The organism is Pseudomonas sp. GW821-FHT09C08, from assembly GCF_059418125.1.
Genome location: NZ_JBWKPG010000009.1, coordinates 20145 through 44630, shown reverse-complemented (window position 1 = coordinate 44630; position 24486 = coordinate 20145). Strand labels below are relative to the sequence as shown.

The following is a 24486-nucleotide window of genomic DNA, read 5'->3' as shown; positions in this document are numbered from 1 at the left end:
CGGCGGGTTTATGTGGGAGCTGGCTTGCCTGCGATAGGGGCGCCGCGATGTGACGGACACATCAGGGTGATGCTATTCGCAGGCAAGCCAGCGCCCACATTTGCTTTGCAGTGTGGGCGAACGCTAGCGCGGTTCTATATGCGCGATCATCAACTGCACGGTTTCCTGCCCACGGAACTCGTTCACGTCCAGCTTGTAGGCCAATTCCACCCAACGCACTGTCGGGTTCGGCCAGACCTCACGGTCCACCCCAAACGCAATGCCATCGAGCTTCACCGAGCCGCATTCGCTCTTGAGCACCACCTTCAGGTGCCGCTCCCCCACCACGCGCTGTTCTACCAGCTGAAACACCCCATGGAACAACGGCTCGGGAAAGTGCTGCCCCCACGGCCCGGCATGCCGCAAGGCGCGCGCCAGTTCGAGGTGAAACTCTTCAACCGCCAGGGTGCCGTCGGACAGCAGGCGCCCGGTAAGGTCTTCTTCGCGCAGTTGCCGACGCACTTCAGCATCAAAGGCTTCGGCAAACAGTGGGAAATTCGCCTCGGGCAATGTCAGACCCGCCGCCATGGCGTGACCGCCGTATTTGGCGATCAGGTTGGGATGCTGGCTTGCGACCACCGCCAGGGCATCACGGATGTGGAAACCCGGCACCGAGCGCCCAGAGCCCTTGAGCAGGCCATCACCGGCGTCGGCGAAGGCGATGGTCGGGCGGAAGTAACGCTCCTTCATGCGCGACGCCAGAATCCCGATCACGCCCTGGTGCCACTCCGGGTCGAACAGGCACAACCCATAGGGCATCGACTCCACCGGCAGGTCCTTGAGCTGGGCCAGGGCCTCGCGCTGCATGCCTTGTTCGATGGATTTGCGGTCCTGGTTCATGCCGTCCAATTGCGCGGCCATTTCCCGCGCCGCCGCGAAATCAGTGGTGAGCAGGCATTCGATGCCCAGGCTCATGTCATCCAGGCGTCCGGCGGCGTTCAGGCGTGGCCCGAGGATAAAGCCGAGGTCGGTGGAGGTAATCCGCGCAGCATCGCGCTTGGCCACTTCAAGGATCGCCTTGATCCCCGGCCGCGCGCGACCGGCGCGAATACGCTCCAGGCCCTGATGCACGAGGATGCGGTTGTTGGCATCCAGGGGCACCACGTCGGCCACGCTGCCCAGGGCCACCAGGTCGAGAAGTTCGCCGATGTTCGGCTGGGGCTTGTTGTCGTACCAGCCCAGGCTGCGCAAACGCGCGCGCAGGGCCATCAGCACATAGAAGATCACGCCCACGCCGGCCAATGCCTTGCTCGGGAACTCGCAGCCCGGCTGGTTCGGGTTGACGATGGCGTCCGCCGCCGGCAATTCATCCCCCGGCAAGTGGTGGTCGGTGACCAGTACCTGCAACCCCGCCGCCTTCGCCGCCGCCACACCTTCGACGCTGGAGATGCCGTTGTCCACGGTGATCAGCAACTGCGGCTCCCGCTGCAGGGCCACCGCGACGATTTCCGGGGTCAGGCCATAGCCATATTCAAACCGGTTGGGCACCAGGTAGTCGACATGCGCCGCCCCGAGCAGACGCAAGCCAAGGGTGCCCACGGTGCTGGCGGTGGCGCCATCGGCGTCGAAGTCGCCCACGATCAGGATGCGCTGGCGCTGCTCCAATGCGGTCACCAGCAGGTCCACTGCCGCGTCGATGCCCTTGAGTTGCTGGTAGGGAATCAACCGCGCCAGGCTTTTGTCCAGTTCAGCCTCGGACTGCACCCCGCGCGCGGCGTAGAGACGCGTCAACAGCGGTGGCAATTCACCGAGAAACGGCAGGACAGCAGGCAACGGGCGAGGATCGATACGCATGGGGTGACGGAAGCTTCTCTTCTAGTACAACGGTTAAACAACAATGCTGAAAGCAACATGGATCAACTGTAGGAGCCGGCTTCTGTGGGAGCTGGCATATGTGGGAGCTGGCTTGCCTGCGATGCAGGCACCTCGGTCTTTCAGCTATACCGAGGTGATGCATTCGCGAGCAAGCCCGCTCTCACACAACCCAGCGCCCACAGGTTCAGCCGCGCTCGCCGACCAGCCACTGCAGCTGCACTTCATGCTGGCCGCGATCATCGGTCACGAAGATCGTGCCTTCGCTGATCATCACGTCCCACTTGATCACGCGCGGCATGTCCTTGGCCAGGGTCTCGAGGACGTCCTGCGGCACCGCAGCGATGTGCACGTTCTTGAGGTTGTTGGCCACGGGCACCACTTTGCCTTCCCACACACGCAAGCTGCCGTAGGCCAGCAGGCTGGTGCGCTCGGTGCGACGCGAGCACCAGGTCAGGCGGTCGGCATCCGGCTGGCCGACTTCGATCCAGTGCAGGACCCGGTCATCCAGGCTTTTTTCCCACAGGGCTGGCTCGTCTACATCTGACAGGCCACGCCCGAACGACAACTGCTCGTTGTACCAGAGGGCGTAGGCCAGCAGACGCACGGTCATGCGCTCTTCGGTTTCCGAAGGATGGCGGGCGATGGTCTGCTTGACGCTCTCGTACACCGAGCGGTCGAGGTCGGTGAGGTTGAGTTCGAATTTGTAGGTCGTGGACGGCTGGGCCATGAACGGACTTCTAGAGACAGGAAAAGGCGGCCAGTCTAACCGATGGCGAGGCCATTCAACGAATCCTGCGCTGCATCATCCTTATCCCTGGGCCGCTCGCCTATGTTAAAAGGCTTCACACCACCGCCCCGCGCAGAAAAGGATCCTCATGTCGTTTAATGCCAAACCGCTTGCCGGCCTGAAAGTCATCGAACTCGGCACCCTGATCGCCGGCCCGTTCGCCTCACGCATCTGCGCCGAATTCGGTGCCGAGGTGATCAAGGTGGAATCGCCGGATGGCGGCGACCCGCTGCGCAAGTGGCGCAAGCTGTATGAAGGCACGTCGCTGTGGTGGTTTGTGCAGGCGCGCAACAAGAAGTCGCTGACGCTGAACCTCAAGCACCCGGACGGCCTGGCGATCCTGAAGCAGCTGCTGGCCGATGCCGACATCCTGATCGAGAATTTTCGCCCCGGCGTGCTGGAAAAACTCGGCCTGGGCTGGGAAACCCTGCATGCGCTCAACCCCAAGCTGGTCATGGTGCGTCTCTCGGGCTTTGGCCAGACCGGACCGATGAAGGACCAGCCGGGTTTCGGCGCGGTGGGCGAATCCATGGGCGGGCTGCGCTACATCACCGGTTTCGAGGACCGCCCACCGGTGCGCACCGGGATCTCCATCGGCGACTCCATCGCTGCGCTGTGGGCCGTGATCGGAGCGCTGATGGCGCTGCGTCATCGCGAAGTCAACGGCGGCCTGGGCCAGGTGGTCGACGTGGCGCTGTACGAAGCCATCTTCGCGATGATGGAAAGCATGATCCCCGAGTTCGACGTGTTCGGCTTTATTCGCGAACGTACCGGCAACATCATGCCCGGCATCACCCCATCGTCGATCCACACCAGCGCGGACGGCAAGCACGTGCAGATTGGCGCCAACGGCGATGCGATCTTCAAGCGCTTCATGTCGGCCATCGGTCGCGAAGACCTGGCCAACGATCCTGCACTTGCCAGCAACGACGGGCGGGACAGCCGCCGCGACGAGCTGTATGGCGTGATCGACCGCTGGGTCAACGCGCTGCCCCTGGAGCAGGTGGTGGAGCAGTTGAATCAGGCCGAGGTACCCGCCAGCCGTATCTACAGTGCCGAAGACATGCTCGGCGACCCGCAATTCCTGGCCCGGGAGATGTTCCTCAAGGCCCAGCTCCCGGGCGGCAAGGACTTCAAGATGCCCGGGATCGTGCCCAAGCTGTCGGACACGCCGGGCAGTTGCGAATGGGTAGGGCCACAGTTGGGCGAACACAACGGCGTAGTGCTGGGTGAGTTGGGATACGACGCCGCTGCCATCGTCCGCTTGCGTGAGGAAGGCGCAATCTAATGGCGTCCCGGTGCAAACGCTGGCTCTTGAAACTGGGCGTCGCCACCCTGATGGCCGGCGGCTGGCTCTCGTCAGCGCGGGCCGAAGACACGCTGATCTGGCTGCTGCGCGATTTGCCGCCGCTGACCATTTTCGAAGGACCGAGCAAAGGCCAGGGCGCATTGGACCAGTTGCTGCCAATCCTGGCCGTGCGTCTGCCGGAGTATCGTCACCAGGTGCTGCACGTCAACCGCGCGCGCGGCACGCAAATGTTGCGCGAACCCTCGTTCACCTGTGACCCCTCGTTGCTGTGGACACCGGAGCGGGCCAAGTACGTGGTGTTTTCTCGCCAGGCGTTTGCAGTGCCCAGCAACGGCGTGACGATCCGGCGCAGCCAGCAGGACGCCATGGCGTCGTTTATCGTAGACGGCCAGTTCGACCTGCAAGCATTTCTCGATGCTCACAGGACGCGGGTGGGCGCCACGGCGGAGCGCAGCTACGGGCCAGTCATCGATGAGCAACTCAAACACGTCGACGCGCACAAACTCGCCCTCCACTACGGCAACGACGCCCTCGGCAGCTTGTTGCAAATGCAGCGCCTCGGACGGTTGGAGGCGGTATTGGGTTATTGGCCGGAAATCCGCTATCACGCACTGCAACAGGGGATTGCGTCCAACGACCTGAGTTTCTATCCGATCAAAGGCACAGCGCCCTACCAACGTACGCATATCGCGTGCTCGGATACGCCCCAGGGGCGCCAGGCCATCGAACGGATCGATCAGGTGCTGCTCGACATCCCTCAGGAACGCGTGCAGCAGTCCTACGCCGCGTGGCTGGATCCGCTCATGCGCGAGCAGTACCTGCGCGACAACCCACGGTTTTTCCAGGATTCACCCGTGCCGTGACAAATCGCGGGCAAAAAGAAACCCCGAAGAGTGGGGAGACACTTCGGGGTTAAACGTGGCCTTACAAAGACCAGTACAACAAGACACAAACACCGGAGCACAATGTTTGCTCTTGCTGTTACAAAATCTGACAGGCCCTGCAGTCGGAAGTTTCCGCGTATAAACAATTCTTCATGCGACAGCAGCGCTGCGGGTCTGGGCAGCATTGCGCAAGGCCGCGATAACCGAGGGCTCCAGACGCCCTTCGGCGATCTTGAGGTCGCGCAGCAGGCAATCCACAACATCCACCAGCACGCGTTTATCCATCAATTGCGCCTGGTCGACTTCACGCTCGACCACAATCGCGCCAGCAGGGTTTTTCACCGTCACCAGGCATTCGCCCTGCACGCCAGAGGTGGTCAGCGTAACCAGATAAGGGCTCAGTGCTTCTTCGAGCAATAGGCTGATACTTTCCATCTCGATCACCACTCAATAGTTCGGGAACAATCGTTTCAACGGGAGCTGCATCTATCCTAAGTGACTGGTTGTGACGTAGGAAAGTTCGCTTTTTCGTCTTTATGGGGCCGTCAGGGAGTGACGAGGACCAGCATGCGCCAGCAACATGACAACGAAAAAACGGCGGCACATAAGTGCTTACGCAATGGGCTGCCGTTTTGGGGTTCGCCGGGCGCGCAGGTCGGGGGTGAATCCTATACTCGGTGAGCGCTGGTCACTCTGCCACGCGGGTAAAAGCGCATGTAAAGGCCCTTATTGCGAAGGATGAAGACGATGATGGAAAACAATGAACAGCAGGCAGCAATGGAGAGAATGCATGCCGATGTCCGGCGCATCTATGCCGAAATATCACGCATGCAGGCTGAGCAAGACAAGCTCAAATCAGAATCCCTGAAGATAAACTGCGAGACTTTCTGGTACCCAATGGGTGTCGCCATGGCAGTCGTTGCGACGATCGCGTCGATCACCGGAGCGGCGATTAAATTACTTATATAGCCAGCACGCTGTCGGGCCTGCCATAAAAAACGCCGCTGACCCAAGGATGGGAAAGCGGCGTTTTTGTCTGCGCAGTTCGCCTTACAAAGGCTTGCCGCGATTGCCATGCTGACTGACAAACGCCTGCACAGCCTTCAGGTCATTGGCCAATACGGTGCAACGCTCTTCACGCTCGAACAGGTTAGCCAAGTGCTCCGGCAGCTCCAGCGCCTTGCCGACACCCGCCTTTTCCACCGCTTCGGGGAATTTGACCGGGTGCGCAGTGCCGAGGATCACCATCGGGATGTCCAGGCTGCGACGGCATTCGCGGGCGGCCCTCACGCCGATGGCGGTGTGCGGGTCAAGCACCTCGCCGGTCTGGGCGTAGACTTCGGCGATGGTCTCGCAGGTTTGTTCATCATCCACGGCCAGGGAGTCGAACAGCTTGCGGGTTTCGGTCCAGCGCTCTTGCTCGACGCTGAAACCGCCACCTTGCTTGAAGCTGTTCATCAACTCGGCCAGGGCCGCGCCATTGCGACCGTGCATATCGAACAGCAAGCGTTCGAAGTTCGACGAAACCATGATGTCCATGGACGGCGACAGAGTCGCGTGCAGGGTTTCCTTGACGTACTGGTTGCCGCTCATGAAGCGGTGCAGGATGTCGTTGCGGTTGGTGGCGACGATCAACTGGTTGATCGGCAGGCCCATGTTGCGGGCCAGGTAGCCGGCGAAGATATCGCCGAAGTTGCCGGTCGGCACCGAGAACGACACCGAGCGCGCCGGGCCGCCGAGCTGCAGGGCAGCGTGGAAGTAGTAGACGATCTGGGCCATGATCCGCGCCCAGTTGATCGAGTTCACGGCGACCAGGCGCGTGCCCTTGAGGAAGCTTTGGTCGGCGAAGCTGTTCTTGACCATTTCCTGGCAGTCATCGAAGTTGCCTTCGATGGCGATGTTGTGGATGTTCTCACCGAAGATGGTGGTCATCTGCCGGCGCTGTACTTCCGACACACGCTTGTGCGGGTGCAGGATGAAGATGTCGACGTTTTCGCAGTGCTTGCAACCTTCGATGGCGGCCGAGCCGGTATCACCAGAGGTAGCGCCGATGATCACCACGCGCTCGCCACGCTTCTCCAGCACGTAGTCCAGCAGGCGACCGAGCAGCTGCAGGGCGAAGTCCTTGAACGCCAGGGTCGGGCCGTGGAACAGCTCCAGCACCCACTCGTTGCCGTTCAGTTGACGCAACGGCGCGATGGCGCTGTGGGAAAACACGCCGTAGGTCTCTTCCAGGATCTTCTTGAAGTCGGCATCCGGAATGCTGCCGGTGACGAACGGGCGCATCACCCGGAACGCCAGCTCGTGGTACGGCAGGCCGGCCCACGAAGCGATTTCTTCCTGGGTGAAGCGTGGCAGGTTTTCCGGCACGTACAGGCCGCCGTCGGTGGCAAGGCCTGCCAGCAGGACGTCTTCGAAATTCAGGGCCGGTGCCTGGCCGCGGGTGCTGATGTAACGCATAGGGGCAAACCTTCGGTTTGGGCTGCAAGCTTCAAGTGACAAGCTGGCGCTTGCAGCTGAATTAATTTAGATGTTCGACGCGAATACGAACGACCGGCCCAACCACGCCCTGAAGAGCTTCGAGAGCCCGGATGGCATCGTTGATGTGCTGCTCGAGCACGCGGTGGGTCAGCAGGATCATCGGCACCAGGCCATCCTGTTCCTCGACTTCCTTCTGCATGATCGACTCGATGTTGATACCGCGCTCCGACAGGATGCTGGCCACCTGGGCCAACACACCCGGATGATCCTTGGCCTGGATCCGCAGGTAGTAGGCGCTTTCGCACGCCTCGATCGGCAGGATCGGATGGGCCGACAGCGAATCCGGCTGGAAGGCCAGGTGCGGCACGCGGTTTTCCGGGTCGCTGGTCATGGCGCGAACCACGTCCACCAGGTCGGCGATCACCGACGAAGCGGTTGGCTCCATGCCGGCACCGGCACCGTAGAACAGCGTCGAACCGGCGGCGTCACCGTTGACCATCACGGCGTTCATCACGCCATTGACGTTGGCGATCAGGCGGTCAGCCGGGATCAGCGTCGGGTGCACACGCAGCTCGATACCGGCCGGAGTGCTGCGCGCCACGCCCAGGTGCTTGATGCGATAGCCCAGGGCTTCGGCGTAGTTCACGTCGGCAGTCGTCAGCTGGGTGATGCCTTCGGTGTAGGCCTTGTCGAACTGCAGCGGGATACCAAAGGCGATGGACGCCAGGATGGTCAGCTTGTGCGCCGCGTCGATACCTTCCACGTCAAAGGTCGGGTCGGCTTCGGCATAACCCAGGGCCTGGGCCTCGGCAAGCACGTCTTCGAAGGTACGGCCCTTCTCGCGCATCTCGGTCAGGATGAAGTTGCCAGTGCCATTGATGATGCCGGCCACCCAGTTGATGCGGTTGGCGGACAGGCCTTCACGGATCGCCTTGATCACCGGGATGCCACCGGCCACGGCGGCTTCGAACGCCACGATCACGCCCTTCTCGCGCGCCTTGGCGAAGATCTCGTTGCCGTGCACGGCGATCAGCGCCTTGTTGGCGGTGACCACATGCTTGCCGTTCTCTATGGCCTTGAGCACCAGCTCGCGGGCCACGGTGTAGCCGCCTACCAGCTCGATGACGATATCGATTTCAGGGTTGGTGGCCACGGCGAAGACATCGTTGGTAATCGCAATACCGGTCGTTTGGAACTGAGGCTTTGGCGAACGCGTGGCAATTTGCGCCACTTCAATCCCGCGACCTGCACGGCGGGAAATTTCCTCAGCGTTACGCTGAAGTACGTTAAAGGTGCCGCCACCGACGGTCCCTAACCCACAGATGCCTACTTTGACCGGTTTCACTGAAGAACTCCCCATGAAACGGCCGACGCTAGGTCGGCCGTGGAAAACAGCCGCACAACTGCGGCTTTCAATTAACGACCCGTCGACTGGTCGAAGGGCCTTGCTCGTCAAAGGTTCGACGATGCAGGTTTATTTGGCACTCAGCGCCAGTTTGGCAACTTGTGGCGCCGGCTGGTAGCCCGGAATTACCTGGCCGTCTGCCAAAACGATGGCCGGTGTACCGTTCACGCCAATGGACTGGCCAAGAGCGAACTGCTTGGAAACCGGGTTGGCGCATTTGGCCGCCTTGATTTCCTTGCCATCGACCATCTTGTCCATGGCCGCTTTCTTGTCGGCCGAGCACCACACGGCTTGCAGCTGCTCGTCACCCGGCGAGCCGAGGCCCTGGCGCGGGAACGCTACATAGCGCACTTCCACACCAAGCTTGTTCAGCGCCGGCACTTCGGCGTGCAGCTTGTGGCAGTAAGGGCACGTGGTGTCGGTGAACACGGTGATGTGGGTCTTGGTCTCGCCGATGGCCGGGTAAACCACGGTTTCAGCCACCGGAATGCCGTTGATCAGCTTGGACACGCCCAGGCGCTCGGCCTTCTCGGTCAGGTTGACCGGCTTGCCGTCCTTCAACTGGAACAGGTAGCCCTGGACGATGTACTGGCCGTCGGCGCTGGCGTACAGCACACGGCTGCCCTTGAGCTTGACTTCGTACAGGCCGGCCATCGGGCTGGCGCTGATGCTTTCGATCGGGGTGTCGAGCTGCAGGTTGGCCAGGCTCTTGCGAATCGTTTGCTCGGCAGCGTCATCGGCGACAACAAAAGTGGAAACCAACGCAATGGCTGCGGCGGCAATAATCTGGGTCAAGCGCATGGGAACTCCTGAAGGCAGATGCAGGGACGGGAGCAGAACACCGATATGGAAACTCGGGCTGTGGCCGTCCCCTTTGCTAACCGGCAAAGCCTACCACAGTTGGGCCGCAGGGCAGCCCGTGGCAGGATAAATTGGCGGTTTTCAACCGCGCGGATGGTGCTTGGCGTGCATATCCTGCAAGCGTGCACGCGCCACGTGGGTGTAGATCTGGGTGGTGGACAGGTCACTGTGCCCGAGCAACATTTGCACCACGCGCAAATCCGCGCCGTGATTGAGCAAATGCGTGGCGAACGCATGGCGCAGGGTGTGCGGCGAAAGCGCCTTGCCGATCCCGGCCACCTTGGCCTGGTGCTTGATGCGGTGCCAGAAGGTCTGGCGGGTCATCTGCTCGCCCCGCTGGCTGGGAAACAGCACATCGCTGGGGCGCCCGCCAAGCAATTCACTGCGCCCATCGCGCATGTAGCGCTCGACCCACACGATCGCCTCTTCGCCCATCGGCACCAGCCGCTCCTTGCTGCCCTTGCCCATCACGCGCAGCACGCCCTGGCGCAGGTTGACCTGCTCCAGGGTCAGGCTGATCAACTCGGTCACCCGCAGGCCGCAGGCGTACAGCACCTCCAGCATGGCGCGGTCGCGCTGGCCGATGGCTTCGCTCAAGTCGGGAGCGGCGAGCAAGGCATCCACGTCCGCTTCCGACAGGGACTTGGGCAATGGCCTGCCGAGCTGTGGCATATCGATTTGCAGGGTCGGGTCGACGGCAATCAGTTTTTCCCGCAGCAAATAACGATAAAAGCCACGCACGCCGGAAAGAAATCGCGCGGTGGAGCGCGGCTTGTAGTTCTGCTCAAGGCGCCAGGCCAGGTGATCGAGGATCAGCTCGCGGCCGGCGTTGATCAGTTCGAGGTTTTTGTCCTGCAGCCAGCCATTGAACAGCGCGAGATCGCTGCGATAAGCCTGGCGCGTGTTGTCGGACAGGCCTTTTTCCAGCCACAGGGCGTCGAGGAAGCGGTCAATGAGGGGGTGGTCAATGGCGGGCATGAGGGCTCGGACGCTGAAAAAGTAGGTAGATGCTACCCTAGCTGCGCGCTCTGTAGGAGCCGGCTTGCCGGCGATGAGGCCCGCAACGGCACCGCAGTCCTTGAGGCCGCCAGTGCCGGCACGCCGGCTCCTACGGGGAATATTTCAGTCCACGAAACCTGGAAGTACCGGCACCGGGCGCTTGTCGGCGTCAATCGCCACAAAGCTGAACACGCCCTGGATCGCCTTCTCACGGCCATCGGCACTCATGCTCTCGACGAACACTTCGACTTCAACCTTGAGGCTGGTGTTGCCGACTTTGATCACGCGGCCGATCAGCTCAACGATGGAGCCGGCCGGGATGGCGTGATTGAAGTCGATGCGGTCGGTGGAAACCGTGACCAGCGGCAGGCGGCAGAAGCGCGTCGCGGTGATGAACGAGACTTCATCCATCCAGGCCAGGGCGGTGCCGCCGAACAGCGTGTTGTGGTGGTTGGTGGTCGGCGGGAACACGGCCTTGGTCACGTGGGTGACGGACAGGTCGGTGCGGCGCTGGATTTCTTCAAGGCGAGTGGTCATGGAAAAGTACCGGCAGATGGACAAATTTCAGGCACAAAAAAGCAGCCCGTAGGCTGCTTTTTTCTGCATCGGGAAGCTGGACTTAAGCCAGTTTTTCCTTGATGCGAGCTGCTTTACCGGACAGGTCACGCAGGTAGTACAGCTTGGCTTTACGTACGTCACCGCGACGCTTGACGGCCATGCTGTCGATTTGCGGGCTGTAGGTCTGGAAAGTACGCTCTACGCCAACACCGTTGGAGATTTTACGAACAGTGAAAGCACTGTTCACACCACGGTTACGCTTGGCGATTACCACGCCTTCGAACGCTTGCAGACGCGAACGGTCGCCTTCCTTCACTTTCACCTGAACGACAATGGTGTCGCCCGGGGCAAAGGTAGGGATCTCTTTGGTCATCTGCTCTGCTTCGAGTGCAAGGATGATTTTGTTAGTCATGCTGTGCTCCTAAGGTAAGTCAATGGACCTACCATCGATACGTTGTTAACTATCGTCCCGCGCGAGGATGTATTCCTCGAGCAGCTTCTTCTCTTCTCCAGAAAGCGAGCGGCTTTCCAGAAGATCGGCGCGTCGTTCATAGGTCCGACCAAGGGACTGCTGTAAACGCCAACGCCGGATGTGTGCGTGATTGCCACTTAGCAATACGTCGGGAACACGCTGATCCGCATACACCTCCGGTCGGGTGTAGTGCGGGCAATCCAGCAAACCATCCGTGAAGGAATCTTCCTCCGCGGAGTCCGCATGCCCTAAAGCTCCAGGCAGCAGTCGTGTAACCGCATCTATCAGGACCATCGCCGGCAGCTCGCCGCCAGACAGGACATAGTCCCCAATCGACCACTCTTCATCGACATGAGCTTCAATAAACCGCTCGTCAATGCCTTCATAGCGACCGGCAATCAGGATCAGTGCTTCCTCATTCGCCAGTTCGCGTACCGCAGCCTGTTTCAGCTGGCGGCCTTGAGGGGACAGGTAAATTACCTTCGCCTTCTCCCCGGCAGCTGCCTTGGCCTCAACCAACGCGTCTTCCAAGGGCTTGATCTTCATCACCATGCCCGGGCCACCGCCAAATGGGCGATCGTCCACAGTGTGATGTCGATCCGTCGTGTAGTCTCGCGGGTTCCAACAGGTAAGCTGCAACAGCCCCTGTTTCACCGCCCGACTGGTGATGCCGTACTCGCTGATGGCGGAAAACATCTCGGGAAACAAACTGATCACTTCAATGCGCAAATTAGCCACGCTTAGAAGTCCGCGTCCCATTCCACCTTCATCTCGCCCGCTGCCAGGTCGACGGCCAACACGCATTGCTCGGTATACGGCAACAGGCGTTCGCGATCATCCAGGCTGCCAGCGCAAGGCTTGACCACCATTACATCATTGGCGCCGGTTTCCAGAAGATGATCGATTTTCCCGAGCAATTGCCCCAGTTGATCGATGACCTTCAGACCTTCCAGCTGGTACCAGTAGTACTCGCCGTCGGTCAATTCAGGGAACAGGTTGCGCGGCACGCAGATCTCATAACCAGCCAGAAGACGAGCTTCTTCACGATCATCAAGACCCTTGAGCTTTGCGACCAGGAACTTGTCGCTCCCGCGTCCACTGACCAGCTCGACCTGTTTCACACTCCCTTCGCGCTTGAGCGTCCAGGTTTTGTACTGAAGCAGGTTTTCAGTCGGATCAGTAAAGGAATACACCTTCACTTCGCCGCGAACGCCATGAACCGAATAAATCTTGCCGATAACGATCAAATCATCAGCAACAGCTGGCGTCGCGTTCATATTGCTCAGGCTGCGGCCTTAGCCGAGTCCTTCAACAACTTGGCAACACGCTCAGAAGGCTGTGCACCAACGCTGAGCCAGTAGGCTACGCGCTCTTGGTTCACGGACAGGCGGACTTCTTGACCACGAGCGATCGGGTTGTAGAAGCCAACTTGTTCCTTGTGAGAGCCGTCACGTGGGTTGCGGCTGTCAGTTACGGTCAAGTGGTAAAACGGGCGCTTTTTGGAGCCGCCAAGGGCAAGACGGATTGTTAGCATGTGAACATCGTTCCTGTAGTCGGTGCTGCAAATCTAAATGCACAGCGGGCATAGGTGCCCGAAAGGCCGCATATTCTAAGGAATATCCGGACTTTTGCAAATGTCTTTTTCTGGCGCCTATCAGCGTGCCACTCAGATCTGCTATAGAGCCGTCGGTTAAAACGGCGAGTCAGCATCCGCCAATGGCGGGTTTGCTGGAGATCCCACATCCCTGTGGGTCGGAGCAGGAGCTGGGCTCCCGCGCGAATTCTTTACATCTTTGGCATGCCGCCGCCGGGCAACATACCGCCCATGCCGCGCATCATCTTGGCCATTCCGCCTTTCGCGGAGAATTTCTTCATCATCTTCTGCATCTGCTTGTGCTGCTTGATCAAGCGACCGATGTCCTGCACCTGGGTGCCGGAGCCCATGGCGATCCGACGCTTGCGCGAACCGCTGATCAGCTCAGGGTCGCGGCGCTCGGCCGGGGTCATGGAGTTGATGATGGCTTCCATCTGCTTGAACTGCTTTTCTGCCGCACCCTGGGCATTGCCCATTTGCGCCAGGTTCACGCCGCCGATGTTCGGCAGTTTGTCCATCAGGCCGCCGAGGCCGCCCATGTTCTTCATTTGTTGCAGCTGGTCGCGGAAGTCTTCGAGGTCGAAGCCCTTGCCCTTCTTCAGCTTTTTGGCCAGTTTGTCGGCCTTGTCCTTGTCGAGCGTGGCTTCGGCCTGTTCGATCAGGCTGAGCACGTCACCCATGCCGAGGATGCGCGAGGCGATACGCTCAGGGTGGAACGGCTCGAGCGCTTCGCTCTTCTCGCCCATACCGATGAACTTGATCGGCTTGCCGGTGATGGCGCGCACCGACAGCGCGGCACCGCCACGCGCGTCGCCGTCGACCTTGGTCAGGATCACGCCGGTCAGCGGCAGTGCGTCGCCAAAGGCCTTGGCGGTGTTGGCCGCGTCCTGGCCGGTCATGGCGTCGACCACGAACAGCGTCTCGACCGGGTTGATCGCGGCATGCAGCGCCTTGATCTCGCCCATCATCTCTTCATCGATGTGCAGGCGACCGGCGGTATCGACGATGACCACGTCGATGAACTTCAGCTTGGCTTCTTTAATTGCCGCGTTGGCAATGTCGACCGGCTTCTGGCTCAGGTCGGACGGGAAGAAGGTCACGCCCACTTCGCCTGCGAGCATTTCCAGCTGCTTGATGGCCGCCGGACGGTACACGTCGGCCGACACCACCATCACCGACTTTTTCTTGCGCTCTTTAAGGAAGCGCGCCAGCTTGCCGGCGGTGGTGGTTTTACCCGCACCCTGCAGACCGGCCATCAATACGACGGCCGGCGGCACGGCGCTGAGGTTCAGGTCTTCGTTGGCCGCGCCCATCAGGCTTTCGAGTTCGGCCTGGACAATCTTCACGAAGGCCTGGCCCGGCGTCAGGCTGCGGGACACTTCGGTGCCGACCGCACGTTCCTTGACCGAGTTGACGAAGTCCTTCACCACCGGCAAGGCCACGTCGGCTTCCAGCAACGCCATGCGCACTTCACGCAGGGTGTCTTTAATATTGTCCTCGGTCAGCTTGGCCTTGCCGGTAACGTGGCGCAGCGTCTGCGAGAGACGGTCAGTCAGGTTTTCAAACATGCGCGATCCTTTCAGGCCCTATTCATCGAAATGCATTGGTAGACCGAGGTAATGGCAGCCCAGGCTGTGGTAAATCGCTATTAAAAACAGCGCTCGGCGAGCCTGCGGCGTGGGCAGGTCGCGGATTATAGCGAAGACTGCGTCCATGCACACCCGCTGTCTGGCCCGGGAGTCTTTCGTGGAACGCAGGTGTATGCCAAACTCAGCGCCTTTCGGGCTTGTCTATCAGGATTTATGGTCCCCTTGTCACCCAGTTTGCTACCCAGCCTCGCCGCCGCCCTCTTGTATGCCGCTGCGACCCTCTATCAGGGCACTCGCCTCGCCCAAGGCACCAAGGCCGACAAACGCCTGCTGGTCGGCCTGGGCGTCCTTGCCCTGCTGGCCCATGCCGCGAGCCTGTTCACCCACCTGATGACGCCGGTCGGCCTGGGCCTAGATTTTTTCAGCGCCGCCAGCCTGATCGCTGCTGCGGTGATCGCGCTGACCTTGATGGCCTGCTATCGGATCCCCGTCGAAAACCTGCTGGTGCTGTTATTCCCGCTGGGCGTGCTGACTGTGCTGCTGGCGCAATTCGCCCCCACCGGCACTGTGCAGGTGATCGATGAAGAACCGGGCATCCTCGCGCATATCCTGCTGTCGATCCTCGCCTACGGCATGTTCACCATTGCGGTGTTCCAGGCCCTGCTCCTGCTGCTGCAGGACCACCAGCTCAAGCACAAGCACCCGTCCGGGCTGATCAAGAACTTCCCGCCGCTGCAGACCATGGAAAGCCTGTTGTTCGGCTTTCTCTGGGCTGGCTGGACGCTGCTGTCGCTGTCGCTGATTTCCGGCTGGCTGTTCGTCGAAAACCTGTTCGCCCAGCACCTGGTGCACAAGACCCTGCTGGCGTGCCTGGCCTGGGTGGTGTTCAGCGTGTTGCTGTGGGGCCGCAACCGCCTCGGCTGGCGTGGGCACAAAGCGATTCGCTGGACCCTGGCCGGTTTCTGCCTGCTGATGCTGGCCTATTTCGGCAGCAAGCTGGTCCGCGAATACATCCTGCATATCTGACGGGCTGCAATCATGGACAACTTGCCCCTGGAGCCGATGTTCGCGGTAATCGCCCTGCTGGTGTTATGGGCGGCGCTGTTTACCGCCATCGAAGCCGCGCAACAGCACCTGCTGGCCCTGCGCCCCGGCACACGCCAGGGTGACAAGGCCGCCGCCCGCCTGAGTTTCCCCCGTCATAGCCTGATCCTGTGCAACAGCCTGTGCCGCGCTGCCGTGGTGATTCTGTGCACCCTGCTGGCGATCTATGCCTGGGCACAGAACGGCCCGTGGCTCGGCTGGCTGATCTCCTGCGCCCTGTTGCTGATCCTCGCCGACTACCTGCCGCGCGCGCTCGCCACCCGCCATCCGCAAGCGGTGCTGGGCTTTGGCAACACGCTGCTGGGCATACCGTTGAAAATCCTCTATCCGCTGGCCTGGCTGCTCAATGGCATCAGCCTGTTGCTGCTGCGCCCGTTCGCGCGCAAGACCGGCGTGGTGAAAAAAAGCGACGAACCGCTGCCCGACCACGACGACGAGCCGGAACCGGACGCCGACGAAAGCCGTACCCCCGGCATGCCAGGCATCCACGCCCTGGACAACATTACCGTCAATGACATCCTGGTGCCGCGCAGCGAAGTGGACGGCATCAACCTGGATGACTCGATCGAAGCCATCATCGAACAACTGCGCACTTCGCAGCGCACCCGCCTGCCGGTGTTCCACAGTGATATCAACCAGGTCGAAGCGGTGCTCAATACTCGGCAGATCCAGCACCTGCTGCCCGACGCCAGCCTGACCAAGGAAGCCCTGCTCGCCGCCTGCCACGAGCCCTACTTCGTCCCTGAAAGCACGCCGCTGCAGCTGCAACTGCTGAACTTCCACAAACAGCAGCGACGCCTGGGCATGGTCGTGGATGAATACGGCGAAGTGCTGGGGATCGTCACCCTGGAAGATATCCTTGAAGAAATCGTCGGCGAATTCGAAAGCGATCAGGCCGCAGACAACCCGCACATCGAAGCGCAGCCCGATGGCCGCTACATCATCGACGGCGCCGCCTCGATCCGCGAGCTGAACAAGAGCCTGGGCTGGCACCTGCCCAGCGATGGCCCCAAGACCCTCAACGGCCTGGTGACCGAAGCCCTGGAGACCATCCCGGATTGCGCGGTGTGCCTGAAAATCGGGCGCTACCGCCTGGAAATCCTCGAGACCGAGGACAACCGTGTGAGCAAAGTGCTGATCTGGCACACCAGCCGCGTGCCCGTCGCCGCCTAGCTTTTCGGCACTGCGCATTCCAATGTGGGAGCGGGCTTGCTCGCGAAAGCGGTGGATCAGTCAGCCCATCTTTAACTGACCCACCGCTTTCGCGAGCAAGCCCGCTCCCACACTTGATTTGCAGCGTTTGATAGATCGTGACTGAGCCTCTTGTTGGATCCGCAAACCCCTTCCTATAATCGGTGCGGCTTACCCAAGCCCTGCCCGACCGCGTGCTACCCGCACACAGCGCGTCCAGGCACCGTTCTATCGTGTCTGACCGGTGTTCGCTCCCATCCCGAGCCGCCCCGCGCACTGCCCTGATCCATGGGTGTTCGACCAATAATAATCCGCGTCCAAACGCGCAATGACCATCAGGGATACTTCAATGAGCACCGCCTATAACGAGGCCGCAACCGCCGCCCCGACCAACTCGACCGCCCGCGTCGCTACCGCGAGCATCGTCGGCACGGCCATCGAGTTCTACGATTTCTATATTTACGCCACCGCCGCCGCGCTGGTGATCGGCCCGGTATTCTTTCCGCAGAGCTCCGGCACCGCGCAGATGCTGGCGTCGTTCCTGACCTTCGGCATTGCCTTCATCGCCCGCCCGCTGGGCTCGGCGCTGTTCGGGCACTTTGGCGACCGTATCGGGCGCAAATCCACGCTGGTTGCCTCGCTTCTGCTCATGGGCGTGTGCACCACGTTGATCGGCTTGCTGCCCGGCTATGACAGCATCGGCGCCTGGGCACCGATCCTGTTGTGTGTGCTGCGTTTCGGCCAGGGCCTGGGGCTCGGCGGGGAATGGGGCGGTGCGGCGTTGCTGGCGACTGAAAACGCACCGAAGGGCAAGCGCGCCTGGTTCGGCATGTTTCCGCAACTGGGCCCGTCGATTGGGTTTCTCGCGGCCAACGGCTTGTTCCTGATCCTGGCCATGAACCTCAGCGACGAGCAGTTCCGCAGTTGGGGCTGGCGGATCCCGTTCATCCTCAGCGCCGCGCTGGTGATGGTTGGCCTGTACGCGCGCCTGAAGCTGCATGAAACCCCGGTATTCGCCAATGCCGTCGCCAAGGAAGCGCCGGTGAAAGTGCCGTTGGTGGAACTGTTCAGCCAGCACTGGCTGCCGGTCCTGCTGGGCGCCGCCTCGATGGTGGTGTGCTATGCGCTGTTCTACATCACCACGGCGTTTTCCCTCAGCTACGGCGTATCCACCCTGGGCTACAGCCGCGAGACGTTCCTGGGCCTGCTGTGTTTTGCCGTGCTGTTCATGGGCCTGGCCACACCGTTGGCAGCCTTGGCCAGTGACCGCTACGGACGCAAGCCGGTGCTGATCGTCGGCGCGATCCTGGCGATTCTGTCGGGCTTTACCATGGAGCCGCTGCTCACCCACGGCTCGACCTGGGCGGTTGCGCTGTTCCTGGCGTTGGAGCTGTTCCTGATGGGTGTGACCTTCGCCCCGATGGGCGCGATGCTGCCGGAATTGTTCCCGACGCGCGTGCGTTATACCGGCGCTTCGGCGGCGTACAACCTGGGTGGGATTGTCGGAGCGTCGGCCGCACCGTTCTTCGCGACCAAGCTGGTGGCGATGGGTGGGCTGAGTTATGTCGGTGGGTATGTGTCGGCGGCAGCGTTGCTCAGCCTGATTGCTGTGCTGTGCCTGAAAGAGACGCGTCACAATGATTTGAACAAGGTCGCCTGATGACGATCATTCCCACGCTCTGCGTGGGAATGTATCCGCTGACGCCCTGCGTCATGCCCTTAAGAGCGCACGCGGGGCTTCCAGCGCGGCGTTCCCACGCAGAGCGCGGGAACGGCTCAGCGTGGGATTACAGCTCTACAACAACAGCCTTGGAAGCACGGGTAGCTTTAGCCCGGGCCGCCTCAATCGACTCATCCCGCGCCAACGCCACGCCCATGCGGCGCTGGCCATTCACTTCCGGCTTGCCAAACAGACGCAACGCCGTGTCCGGCTCGCTCAAGGCTGCGCCCAGGTTGGCAAATGCCGTCTGGGTCGATTGTCCTTCCACCAGGATCACTGCCGACGCCGAAGGGCCGAACTGACGGATCAATGGAATCGGCAGGCCAAGAATGGCGCGCGCGTGCAGGGCGAACTGCGACAGGTCCTGGGAAATCAGGGTCACCAGGCCAGTGTCATGCGGGCGCGGCGAAACTTCGCTGAACCACACCTGGTCGCCCTTGATGAACAATTCCACGCCAAACAGACCACGGCCACCCAGCGCCTCGGTCACGGCTTTGGCAACCCGCTCGGATTCCGCCAGGGCAATCGGGCTCATGGCTTGTGGCTGCCAGGATTCCTGGTAGTCGCCCTTCTCCTGACGGTGACCGACCGGCGCGCAGAAGGTGGTGCCACCGACGTGACGCACGGTCAGCAGAGTGATTTCGTAGTCGAAGTCGATAAAGCCCTCGATGATCACCCGGCCTTTACCGGCACGCCCGCCTTCCTGGGCGTAGTCCCAGGCTTTCTGCACGTCGTCGACGCTGCGCAGCAGGCTCTGGCCCTTGCCCGACGAACTCATCACCGGCTTGACCACGCACGGGAAGCCCAGGTCCTGGACGGCCTTGCTGTAGTCTTCGAACGTGTCGGCGAAGTGATACGGCGAGGTCGGCAGGTCCAGCTCTTCGGCGGCCAGGCGACGGATGCCTTCGCGGTTCATGGTCAGCGAGGTGGCCCGTGCGGTCGGGATCACGGTGAAGCCTTCGGCCTCCAATTCCACCAGGGTGGCGGTGGCAATGGCTTCGATTTCCGGCACGATGAAGTGCGGTTTTTCCGCTTCGATCACCGCACGCAGGGCCGCGCCGTCGAGCATGTTGATCACGTGGCTGCGATGCGCCACCTGCATGGCCGGCGCGTTGGCGTAGCGATCCACGGCAATCACTTCAACGCCCAGGCGTTGCAGTTCGATTACCACTTCCTTGCCCAGCTCACCGCAGCCACACAGCAAAACGCGGGTCGCGGTTGGCGACAATGGAGTTCCGATTCGGGTCATCTCAGGTCCTCAGGGGAGCGGATCATTTGGAGAAAGGCCGGCATTTTACATGAACTGTAAAAATTGGCCTCAGTTGGCGACGGCCCGCTTGCGCACACGCCAGGCCATGATCAACCACACCGCCGTGACTCCGGCGAACTTCGACACCAGCGCGGTGCCTGCCACGGCGGGTGTGAGCGCGCCGATCAGGCCGAAGAAGATAAACGTATCGAGGGGAATGCTCAGCGCCGAACTTATCCACAGGCGGTCATGCAGCGGGCGCTTGGTGATGCTGAATACCAGCCAGTCGATGCACTCCGACACCGCGAACGCCGTGGCGCTGGCCAGGGCGATGGAGGGATCGGAAGTGATATACGACAGTACCAGCGCCGCCAGCATGGCGATGATCGCACCATGGCCGAAGCGGGTTTGCACCATGTCACGCAGGACAAACACCAGGCCACCCCAGGCCGACCAGATGACGTCCAGGTGTGGGGCGGTGGAGAAGGCGAAGTTGATCAGCACGACGCTGCTGATGTAGGCGATCAGGAAGAACATGGGGCGCGGGACCTGTAAATAATGCGCACAGGGTAATGCACCACACCCTTTGTGGCGAGCGGGCTTGCCCCGCGTTGGGGTGCGCAGCAGCCCTGAAACCTGCACCGCGGTTCGTCTGATGCAACGCGGCGCGCCTATTGGGGCTGCTGCGCAGCCCAACGCGGGGCAAGCCCGCTCGCCACAAGAAGCTCGCTCACCACAAGAAGCTCGCTCGTCACAACAGCCCACAGCGCAGAGGCCACCGCAAACACTTCAGCCGCCGGACTGCCCCGGGAGCATCCACACCAACCCACTCGCCTTCGCCCGCTCATGGCACAACCCCAGCACCACCCGGCGCTCGGCGTTGTCCATGCGGCTCCAGCGCGTGATTTCATCCACGGTGCGCTGGCAGCCGGTGCAGATGTCGTCGTCATCCAGCGCGCAAATGCTCACGCACGGCGAGGCGACGGGGCGTTCTGTCGGGTTCATGCGTCCTGCTCGGCCAGGTCTCGCGCGTAACGCTGCGCGTTATGCACATAGTGCGCGGCGCTGGCTTCGAGCATGCGCTTCTGGGCGTCGGTGAGTTCACGCACCACCTTGCCCGGCGAGCCCATCACCAGCGAGCCATCGGGAATTTCCTTGCCTTCGCCGATCAGCGAATTGGCGCCGATGATGCAGTGCTTGCCGATCTTGGCGCCGTTGAGGATCACCGCATTGATGCCGATCAGGCTGTAGTCGTCGACGGTGCAGCCGTGCAGCATGGCGTTATGGCCAATGGTCACGCCGGTGCCCAGGGTCAACGGGTAGCCCATGTCGGTGTGCATCACGCTGCCGTCCTGCACGTTGCTGTTCTTGCCGATCAGGATCAGTTCGTTGTCGCCACGCAATACCGCGTTGAACCAGACGTTGGCGCCCTCCTCCAGCTTGACCTTGCCCACCAGCGTGGCATTCGGAGCCACCCAGCTGTGTGGGTGCGTCTCGACGCGGGCATCGCCCAGGCGGTATTTCATGGTGTGTCCTCACGGCTGGCCATTCAAGCGATGGCTTAGATATTGATGAAGCTCTTGGGTGGCTGGTGCAGGCTGATCTTGGCGTCGTCATAGAGCAGATTGATCAGCTCCACGATCATGATCGCCGTCAGCCCCCAGATCTTGTATTCGCCGAACCGATAGCTGGGCACATACCAACTGCGGCCCTGGTAATCGATTCTGTGGGTATGTTCGCGCGGGTCCTGTCGGAAAAAGTCCAACGGCACGCTGAAAACGGCAGCAATCTCGGCATCGTTGGCCAGGTATTCAACGTAATCGGGGATAACCCCGACATAGGGCGTGACCCGAATGCCATGCAGGGAAATCAGCGGGCTCAGCGGGCCGATCACCTCGACCAGACCGGGCGGCAGGCCGATTTCTTCTTCGGCTTCACGCAGGGCGGTGAAGATCAGGTCCGGGTCTTCGGGGTCGCGACGCCCGCCGGGAAAGGCCACTTCGCCACCGTGGGTCGACAGGCCGCTGGCGCGCAGGGTCAGGATCAGCTCAGGTTCGTCACTGCGGGTAATCGGCACCAGCACGGCAGCCTCGGGGAAACGCCCGTCAGTCTCCAGCGTATGGGGTGTGTGATTGCTTACCCGGCGAAGTAGCTCGTCCAGCATGAGTCATCTCGGTCTGTTGGCTACCTTGCATCATGCACCAAAGCGTGCGGGTGCCCAACCCCAAAACCCGCGCGGTGTCGCTAAACGACAACTTGCAGGGCCCTGCCGGCCACGCCAAGATAGACGCACTTTCCAGGAACCCCAGCATGAACTTCTGCAGCCAGTGCGGTAAACCGGTTACCCAACGCATTCCCGAAGGCGACGCACGCCTACGTTTTGTGTGTGATCACTGCTCGACCATTCACTACCAGAACCCCAATATCGTCGCCGGCACCGTACCGGTGTGGGGCGATAAGGTGCTGCTGTGCCGCCGCGCCATCGAACCGCGCCTGGGGTACTGGACCCTGCCGGCCGGCTTCATGGAAAACGGCGAGACCGTGGAACAGGCGGCCATGCGCGAAACCCTCGAAGAAGCCTGCGCCCGTGTGCGCAACCTGAGCATCTACACGCTGATCGACGTGCCGCACATCAGCCAGGTGCATATCTTCTACCGCGCCGAACTGGTTGACCTGGACTTCGCCGCCGGCCCCGAAAGCCTTGAAGTGCAGTTGTTCGACGAAGCCGACATCCCTTGGTCCGAGCTGGCTTTCCGCACGGTCGGGCGTACCTTAGAATGCTTTTTCGCTGACCGCCGCCAACAGGCGTTCCCGGTGCGCAGCGAGTCTGTGCCACCGCTGTCAAAGCCCGCCCAATAACCATCCGGCAGATCGTCGCCCAAGGGATACCGTTTCAATGCGTTGGTTGCTTGCTCTGATCTGCCTGTCGTTCGCTACGCTGTGCTGCGCCTCCACCCTGGAAACCCTGGGCGGCAAACCTGTCGAAAAAGTCCTGGTGCTCAAATCCGCCCATCAGTTGCAACTGATCAACGACGGCAAGCCCCTCAAGACCTACCGCATCTCGCTCGGCAAAAACCCCAAGGGCACCAAGTTGTTCGAAGGCGACCGCCGCACGCCCGAAGGCTTCTACTGGATCGACTGGCGCAAGACCAGCGACCGCTTCAACCTGGCCATGCACATTTCCTACCCCAATATCAGCGACTCGGCCCGCGCCCGCCGCGAGGGCGTGAAACCCGGCAGCATGATCATGATCCACGGCACGCCCGACAGCGAAGACTACCCCGAGCAGTGGTTCCACACCCTGGACTGGACAGACGGCTGCATCGGCATGCGCAACGTCGACATGCGCGAAGTCTGGAACCTGGTCAAGGACGGCACCATGATCGAGATTCGGCCGTAATCCTCGACCGCCGGTAAAATAATTCGAAAATAATTCCTGCCCTGCGCAGCCCCTGCCGGTGAATACCAGTTCACCGCGCGGGCTGTGCACTTCTGCGCGCCCTAAAGACCTCTCTAATACCACTTGATACCACGCACCCTTAAGGCGCCCTGAAACCGGCGCTTGCACCGTTTTGGCAGCATTGACATGGTATTTAAGTGGTATTAGCTTCCGGCCAATACCGGGCGACAACACTCCAATAACCGCATCGGAAACCTTAACGATGAACCCCATCCTTACGCTGCGTCCCGACGACAAACAATCCACGCCGCTGTACCTGCAACTGGCGCGCAACCTGGAAGCGGCGATTCACGCCGGCCAGTGGAAATCCGAGCAGGCGTTGCCCTCGGAGCGTGCCCTCAGCGAGCAGTTGAGCATTTCGCGGGTCACCGCCCGCAAGGCGCTGGAAGTGCTGTTTACCCAAGGCCTGATTCGCCGCAGCCAGGGCTCCGGCACGTTTATCACGCCACGCCTGGAACAGCCGCTGTCGCGCCTGTCGGGCTTCAGCGAGATGTTGCGCCTCAAGGGGTTTGTGCCCACCTCACAGTGGCTGGAGCGCGACATCACCCCGCCGACCCACGAAGAACTGATCCGCCTGGGCCTGTCGCCGACCGACAAGGTCGCGCGGCTCAAACGCCTGCGCAAGGCCGATGATACGGTCATGGCAATCGAAATGACGGCAATGCCCGCCTCCGTGCTGCCGCAGCCGCAGGCCATCGGCAACTCGTTGTACGAATACCTCGAAGGCATCGGCAAACCCGTCGTCCGCGCCTTGCAACACATCCAGGCGATCAACGCCTCGGACGAGTTCGCCAAGCTGGTGGGCATCGCCCCCGGCACCGCCATGCTGCTGATGACCCGGGTCGGCTACACCGCCGACAACACGCCGATCGAAATCACCGACACCTACTGCCGCAATGACTACTACGACTTTGTCGCAGAGCTGCGCCGCTATGACTTTGCCGCCGAGCTGCGGCCTTAGAGAACTGC

Annotated in this window: 27 protein-coding genes; 9 read left to right on the top strand and 18 right to left on the bottom strand. The window is 61.4% G+C overall.

The window, feature by feature from the left end:
* Nucleotides 1–123: 123 nt before the first annotated feature.
* Both recJ and AC07OJ_RS25935 read right to left on the bottom strand, forming a co-directional pair.
* Nucleotides 124–1833: a single-stranded-DNA-specific exonuclease RecJ gene (recJ, locus tag AC07OJ_RS25940; protein WP_065908717.1), complete on the bottom strand. Its 1710-nt coding sequence runs from the start codon at nt 1831–1833 to the stop codon at nt 124–126.
* Nucleotides 1834–2038: 205 nt separating this feature from the next.
* On the bottom strand, nt 2039–2581 hold the full coding sequence (locus tag AC07OJ_RS25935) for a YaeQ family protein (RefSeq protein WP_065908711.1): 543 nt from the start codon (nt 2579–2581) through the stop codon (nt 2039–2041).
* Nucleotides 2582–2729: 148 nt separating this feature from the next.
* Here AC07OJ_RS25935 and AC07OJ_RS25930 point away from each other — a divergent pair, with 148 nt between their 5' ends.
* On the top strand, nt 2730–3929 hold the full coding sequence (locus tag AC07OJ_RS25930; protein WP_065908710.1) for a CaiB/BaiF CoA transferase family protein: 1200 nt from the start codon (nt 2730–2732) through the stop codon (nt 3927–3929).
* The gene (locus AC07OJ_RS25925) at nt 3929–4813 is read left to right on the top strand and encodes a TIGR02285 family protein (protein WP_495095462.1); all 885 of its coding nucleotides are present in this window, start codon (nt 3929–3931) and stop codon (nt 4811–4813) included. Before AC07OJ_RS25930 ends, AC07OJ_RS25925 begins: the two co-directional genes overlap by 1 nt.
* Before the next feature lie 171 nt (nt 4814–4984).
* Here the strand turns inward: AC07OJ_RS25925 and AC07OJ_RS25920 are convergent, their stop codons facing one another.
* Nucleotides 4985–5269, bottom strand: coding sequence for a DUF3509 domain-containing protein (locus tag AC07OJ_RS25920; RefSeq protein WP_065908708.1), 285 nt, complete (start codon nt 5267–5269; stop codon nt 4985–4987).
* A gap of 312 nt (nt 5270–5581) precedes the next feature.
* Between AC07OJ_RS25920 and AC07OJ_RS25915 the strand changes: the two genes are divergently transcribed.
* Nucleotides 5582–5803, top strand: a complete 222-nt coding sequence (locus AC07OJ_RS25915) for a hypothetical protein (RefSeq protein WP_106802707.1) — start codon at nt 5582–5584, stop codon at nt 5801–5803.
* 81 nt (nt 5804–5884) lie between these two features.
* On the opposite strand, the gene thrC is transcribed toward AC07OJ_RS25915, so the two are convergent.
* The 10 genes from thrC to ffh all read right to left on the bottom strand — a co-directional run bounded on the left by thrC (nt 5885) and on the right by ffh (nt 14772).
* Complete coding sequence (gene thrC / locus AC07OJ_RS25910) at nt 5885–7294, bottom strand: threonine synthase (RefSeq protein ID WP_495095461.1); 1410 nt, start codon at nt 7292–7294, stop codon at nt 5885–5887.
* A 61-nt stretch (nt 7295–7355) separates the two neighbouring features.
* Nucleotides 7356–8660, bottom strand: coding sequence for a homoserine dehydrogenase (locus AC07OJ_RS25905; RefSeq protein ID WP_106802705.1), 1305 nt, complete (start codon nt 8658–8660; stop codon nt 7356–7358).
* A 129-nt stretch (nt 8661–8789) separates the two neighbouring features.
* Nucleotides 8790–9521 (bottom strand): thioredoxin fold domain-containing protein, encoded by a 732-nt coding sequence (locus AC07OJ_RS25900; RefSeq protein ID WP_064053737.1) that lies wholly within the window; start codon nt 9519–9521, stop codon nt 8790–8792.
* Nucleotides 9522–9662: 141 nt separating this feature from the next.
* The gene (xerD, locus tag AC07OJ_RS25895; protein ID WP_065908700.1) at nt 9663–10559 is read right to left on the bottom strand and encodes a site-specific tyrosine recombinase XerD; all 897 of its coding nucleotides are present in this window, start codon (nt 10557–10559) and stop codon (nt 9663–9665) included.
* 144 nt (nt 10560–10703) lie between these two features.
* Nucleotides 10704–11117: an acyl-CoA thioesterase gene (locus AC07OJ_RS25890; protein WP_003193963.1), complete on the bottom strand. Its 414-nt coding sequence runs from the start codon at nt 11115–11117 to the stop codon at nt 10704–10706.
* A gap of 82 nt (nt 11118–11199) precedes the next feature.
* A complete protein-coding gene (gene rplS, locus AC07OJ_RS25885) occupies nt 11200–11550 on the bottom strand; it encodes a 50S ribosomal protein L19 (RefSeq protein ID WP_003175895.1) in 351 nt (116 codons plus the stop codon).
* Between the two features lie 45 nt (nt 11551–11595).
* A complete protein-coding gene (trmD, locus tag AC07OJ_RS25880; protein WP_177343966.1) occupies nt 11596–12369 on the bottom strand; it encodes a tRNA (guanosine(37)-N1)-methyltransferase TrmD in 774 nt (257 codons plus the stop codon).
* Nucleotides 12351–12887 (bottom strand): ribosome maturation factor RimM, encoded by a 537-nt coding sequence (gene rimM, locus AC07OJ_RS25875; RefSeq protein ID WP_003175898.1) that lies wholly within the window; start codon nt 12885–12887, stop codon nt 12351–12353. Before rimM ends, trmD begins: the two co-directional genes overlap by 19 nt.
* Nucleotides 12888–12892: 5 nt before the next feature.
* On the bottom strand, nt 12893–13144 hold the full coding sequence (rpsP, locus tag AC07OJ_RS25870; RefSeq protein WP_016971935.1) for a 30S ribosomal protein S16: 252 nt from the start codon (nt 13142–13144) through the stop codon (nt 12893–12895).
* A gap of 251 nt (nt 13145–13395) precedes the next feature.
* Nucleotides 13396–14772, bottom strand: coding sequence for a signal recognition particle protein (gene ffh, locus AC07OJ_RS25865; protein ID WP_003193965.1), 1377 nt, complete (start codon nt 14770–14772; stop codon nt 13396–13398).
* Between the two features lie 234 nt (nt 14773–15006).
* Between ffh and AC07OJ_RS25860 the strand changes: the two genes are divergently transcribed.
* The 3 genes from AC07OJ_RS25860 (at nt 15007) to AC07OJ_RS25850 (ending at nt 18748) form a co-directional block, all read left to right on the top strand.
* Nucleotides 15007–15819, top strand: a complete 813-nt coding sequence (locus AC07OJ_RS25860; protein WP_065908699.1) for a cytochrome C assembly family protein — start codon at nt 15007–15009, stop codon at nt 15817–15819.
* A gap of 12 nt (nt 15820–15831) precedes the next feature.
* The gene (locus AC07OJ_RS25855; RefSeq protein WP_106802704.1) at nt 15832–17070 is read left to right on the top strand and encodes a transporter associated domain-containing protein; all 1239 of its coding nucleotides are present in this window, start codon (nt 15832–15834) and stop codon (nt 17068–17070) included.
* 367 nt (nt 17071–17437) lie between these two features.
* Nucleotides 17438–18748: an MFS transporter gene (locus AC07OJ_RS25850; RefSeq protein ID WP_065908695.1), complete on the top strand. Its 1311-nt coding sequence runs from the start codon at nt 17438–17440 to the stop codon at nt 18746–18748.
* A gap of 127 nt (nt 18749–18875) precedes the next feature.
* Here the strand turns inward: AC07OJ_RS25850 and purT are convergent, their stop codons facing one another.
* The 5 genes from purT to AC07OJ_RS25825 all read right to left on the bottom strand — a co-directional run bounded on the left by purT (nt 18876) and on the right by AC07OJ_RS25825 (nt 22221).
* Nucleotides 18876–20057, bottom strand: coding sequence for a formate-dependent phosphoribosylglycinamide formyltransferase (gene purT, locus AC07OJ_RS25845; protein ID WP_078050076.1), 1182 nt, complete (start codon nt 20055–20057; stop codon nt 18876–18878).
* Nucleotides 20058–20126: 69 nt separating this feature from the next.
* Nucleotides 20127–20594 (bottom strand): preQ0 transporter, encoded by a 468-nt coding sequence (locus AC07OJ_RS25840; protein WP_065908691.1) that lies wholly within the window; start codon nt 20592–20594, stop codon nt 20127–20129.
* 252 nt (nt 20595–20846) lie between these two features.
* Nucleotides 20847–21062: a DUF1289 domain-containing protein gene (locus AC07OJ_RS25835; protein WP_495095460.1), complete on the bottom strand. Its 216-nt coding sequence runs from the start codon at nt 21060–21062 to the stop codon at nt 20847–20849.
* The gene (locus AC07OJ_RS25830; protein ID WP_065908687.1) at nt 21059–21583 is read right to left on the bottom strand and encodes a gamma carbonic anhydrase family protein; all 525 of its coding nucleotides are present in this window, start codon (nt 21581–21583) and stop codon (nt 21059–21061) included. The genes AC07OJ_RS25835 and AC07OJ_RS25830 overlap by 4 nt, the downstream gene beginning before the upstream one ends.
* A 35-nt stretch (nt 21584–21618) precedes the next feature.
* Nucleotides 21619–22221, bottom strand: a complete 603-nt coding sequence (locus AC07OJ_RS25825) for a CoA pyrophosphatase (protein ID WP_016971944.1) — start codon at nt 22219–22221, stop codon at nt 21619–21621.
* Between the two features lie 146 nt (nt 22222–22367).
* Here AC07OJ_RS25825 and AC07OJ_RS25820 point away from each other — a divergent pair, with 146 nt between their 5' ends.
* The 3 genes from AC07OJ_RS25820 (at nt 22368) to AC07OJ_RS25810 (ending at nt 24478) form a co-directional block, all read left to right on the top strand.
* Nucleotides 22368–22916 (top strand): NUDIX hydrolase, encoded by a 549-nt coding sequence (locus AC07OJ_RS25820; protein ID WP_065908685.1) that lies wholly within the window; start codon nt 22368–22370, stop codon nt 22914–22916.
* A gap of 37 nt (nt 22917–22953) precedes the next feature.
* A complete protein-coding gene (locus AC07OJ_RS25815; protein WP_201145824.1) occupies nt 22954–23457 on the top strand; it encodes a L,D-transpeptidase family protein in 504 nt (167 codons plus the stop codon).
* A 262-nt stretch (nt 23458–23719) separates the two neighbouring features.
* The gene (locus AC07OJ_RS25810) at nt 23720–24478 is read left to right on the top strand and encodes a GntR family transcriptional regulator (protein ID WP_065908681.1); all 759 of its coding nucleotides are present in this window, start codon (nt 23720–23722) and stop codon (nt 24476–24478) included.
* The last annotated feature ends 8 nt before the right edge of the window (nt 24479–24486 follow it).

Bases quoted from the DNA above. Each gene is read 5' to 3' on its own strand.
- AC07OJ_RS25935 (WP_065908711.1), bottom strand. From the start codon at position 2,581: ATGGCCCAGCCGTCCACGACCTACAAATTCGAACTCAACCTCACCGAC.
- AC07OJ_RS25915 (WP_106802707.1), top strand. From the start codon at position 5,582: ATGATGGAAAACAATGAACAGCAGGCAGCAATGGAGAGAATGCATGCC.
- rpsP (WP_016971935.1), bottom strand. From the start codon at position 13,144: ATGCTAACAATCCGTCTTGCCCTTGGCGGCTCCAAAAAGCGCCCGTTT.
- AC07OJ_RS25825 (WP_016971944.1), bottom strand. From the start codon at position 22,221: ATGCTGGACGAGCTACTTCGCCGGGTAAGCAATCACACACCCCATACG.
- AC07OJ_RS25835 (WP_495095460.1), bottom strand. From the start codon at position 21,062: ATGAACCCGACAGAACGCCCCGTCGCCTCGCCGTGCGTGAGCATTTGC.
- AC07OJ_RS25815 (WP_201145824.1), top strand. From the start codon at position 22,954: ATGCGTTGGTTGCTTGCTCTGATCTGCCTGTCGTTCGCTACGCTGTGC.
- rimM (WP_003175898.1), bottom strand. From the start codon at position 12,887: ATGAACGCGACGCCAGCTGTTGCTGATGATTTGATCGTTATCGGCAAG.
- AC07OJ_RS25900 (WP_064053737.1), bottom strand. From the start codon at position 9,521: ATGCGCTTGACCCAGATTATTGCCGCCGCAGCCATTGCGTTGGTTTCC.
- AC07OJ_RS25860 (WP_065908699.1), top strand. From the start codon at position 15,007: ATGGTCCCCTTGTCACCCAGTTTGCTACCCAGCCTCGCCGCCGCCCTC.
- AC07OJ_RS25925 (WP_495095462.1), top strand. From the start codon at position 3,929: ATGGCGTCCCGGTGCAAACGCTGGCTCTTGAAACTGGGCGTCGCCACC.
- AC07OJ_RS25920 (WP_065908708.1), bottom strand. From the start codon at position 5,269: ATGGAAAGTATCAGCCTATTGCTCGAAGAAGCACTGAGCCCTTATCTG.
- AC07OJ_RS25930 (WP_065908710.1), top strand. From the start codon at position 2,730: ATGTCGTTTAATGCCAAACCGCTTGCCGGCCTGAAAGTCATCGAACTC.
- purT (WP_078050076.1), bottom strand. From the start codon at position 20,057: ATGACCCGAATCGGAACTCCATTGTCGCCAACCGCGACCCGCGTTTTG.
- trmD (WP_177343966.1), bottom strand. From the start codon at position 12,369: ATGGGACGCGGACTTCTAAGCGTGGCTAATTTGCGCATTGAAGTGATC.
- AC07OJ_RS25855 (WP_106802704.1), top strand. From the start codon at position 15,832: ATGGACAACTTGCCCCTGGAGCCGATGTTCGCGGTAATCGCCCTGCTG.
- AC07OJ_RS25840 (WP_065908691.1), bottom strand. From the start codon at position 20,594: ATGTTCTTCCTGATCGCCTACATCAGCAGCGTCGTGCTGATCAACTTC.
- AC07OJ_RS25850 (WP_065908695.1), top strand. From the start codon at position 17,438: ATGAGCACCGCCTATAACGAGGCCGCAACCGCCGCCCCGACCAACTCG.
- AC07OJ_RS25820 (WP_065908685.1), top strand. From the start codon at position 22,368: ATGAACTTCTGCAGCCAGTGCGGTAAACCGGTTACCCAACGCATTCCC.
- AC07OJ_RS25890 (WP_003193963.1), bottom strand. From the start codon at position 11,117: ATGACCACTCGCCTTGAAGAAATCCAGCGCCGCACCGACCTGTCCGTC.
- xerD (WP_065908700.1), bottom strand. From the start codon at position 10,559: ATGCCCGCCATTGACCACCCCCTCATTGACCGCTTCCTCGACGCCCTG.
- rplS (WP_003175895.1), bottom strand. From the start codon at position 11,550: ATGACTAACAAAATCATCCTTGCACTCGAAGCAGAGCAGATGACCAAA.
- AC07OJ_RS25830 (WP_065908687.1), bottom strand. From the start codon at position 21,583: ATGAAATACCGCCTGGGCGATGCCCGCGTCGAGACGCACCCACACAGC.
- AC07OJ_RS25810 (WP_065908681.1), top strand. From the start codon at position 23,720: ATGAACCCCATCCTTACGCTGCGTCCCGACGACAAACAATCCACGCCG.
- ffh (WP_003193965.1), bottom strand. From the start codon at position 14,772: ATGTTTGAAAACCTGACTGACCGTCTCTCGCAGACGCTGCGCCACGTT.
- recJ (WP_065908717.1), bottom strand. From the start codon at position 1,833: ATGCGTATCGATCCTCGCCCGTTGCCTGCTGTCCTGCCGTTTCTCGGT.
- thrC (WP_495095461.1), bottom strand. From the start codon at position 7,294: ATGCGTTACATCAGCACCCGCGGCCAGGCACCGGCCCTGAATTTCGAA.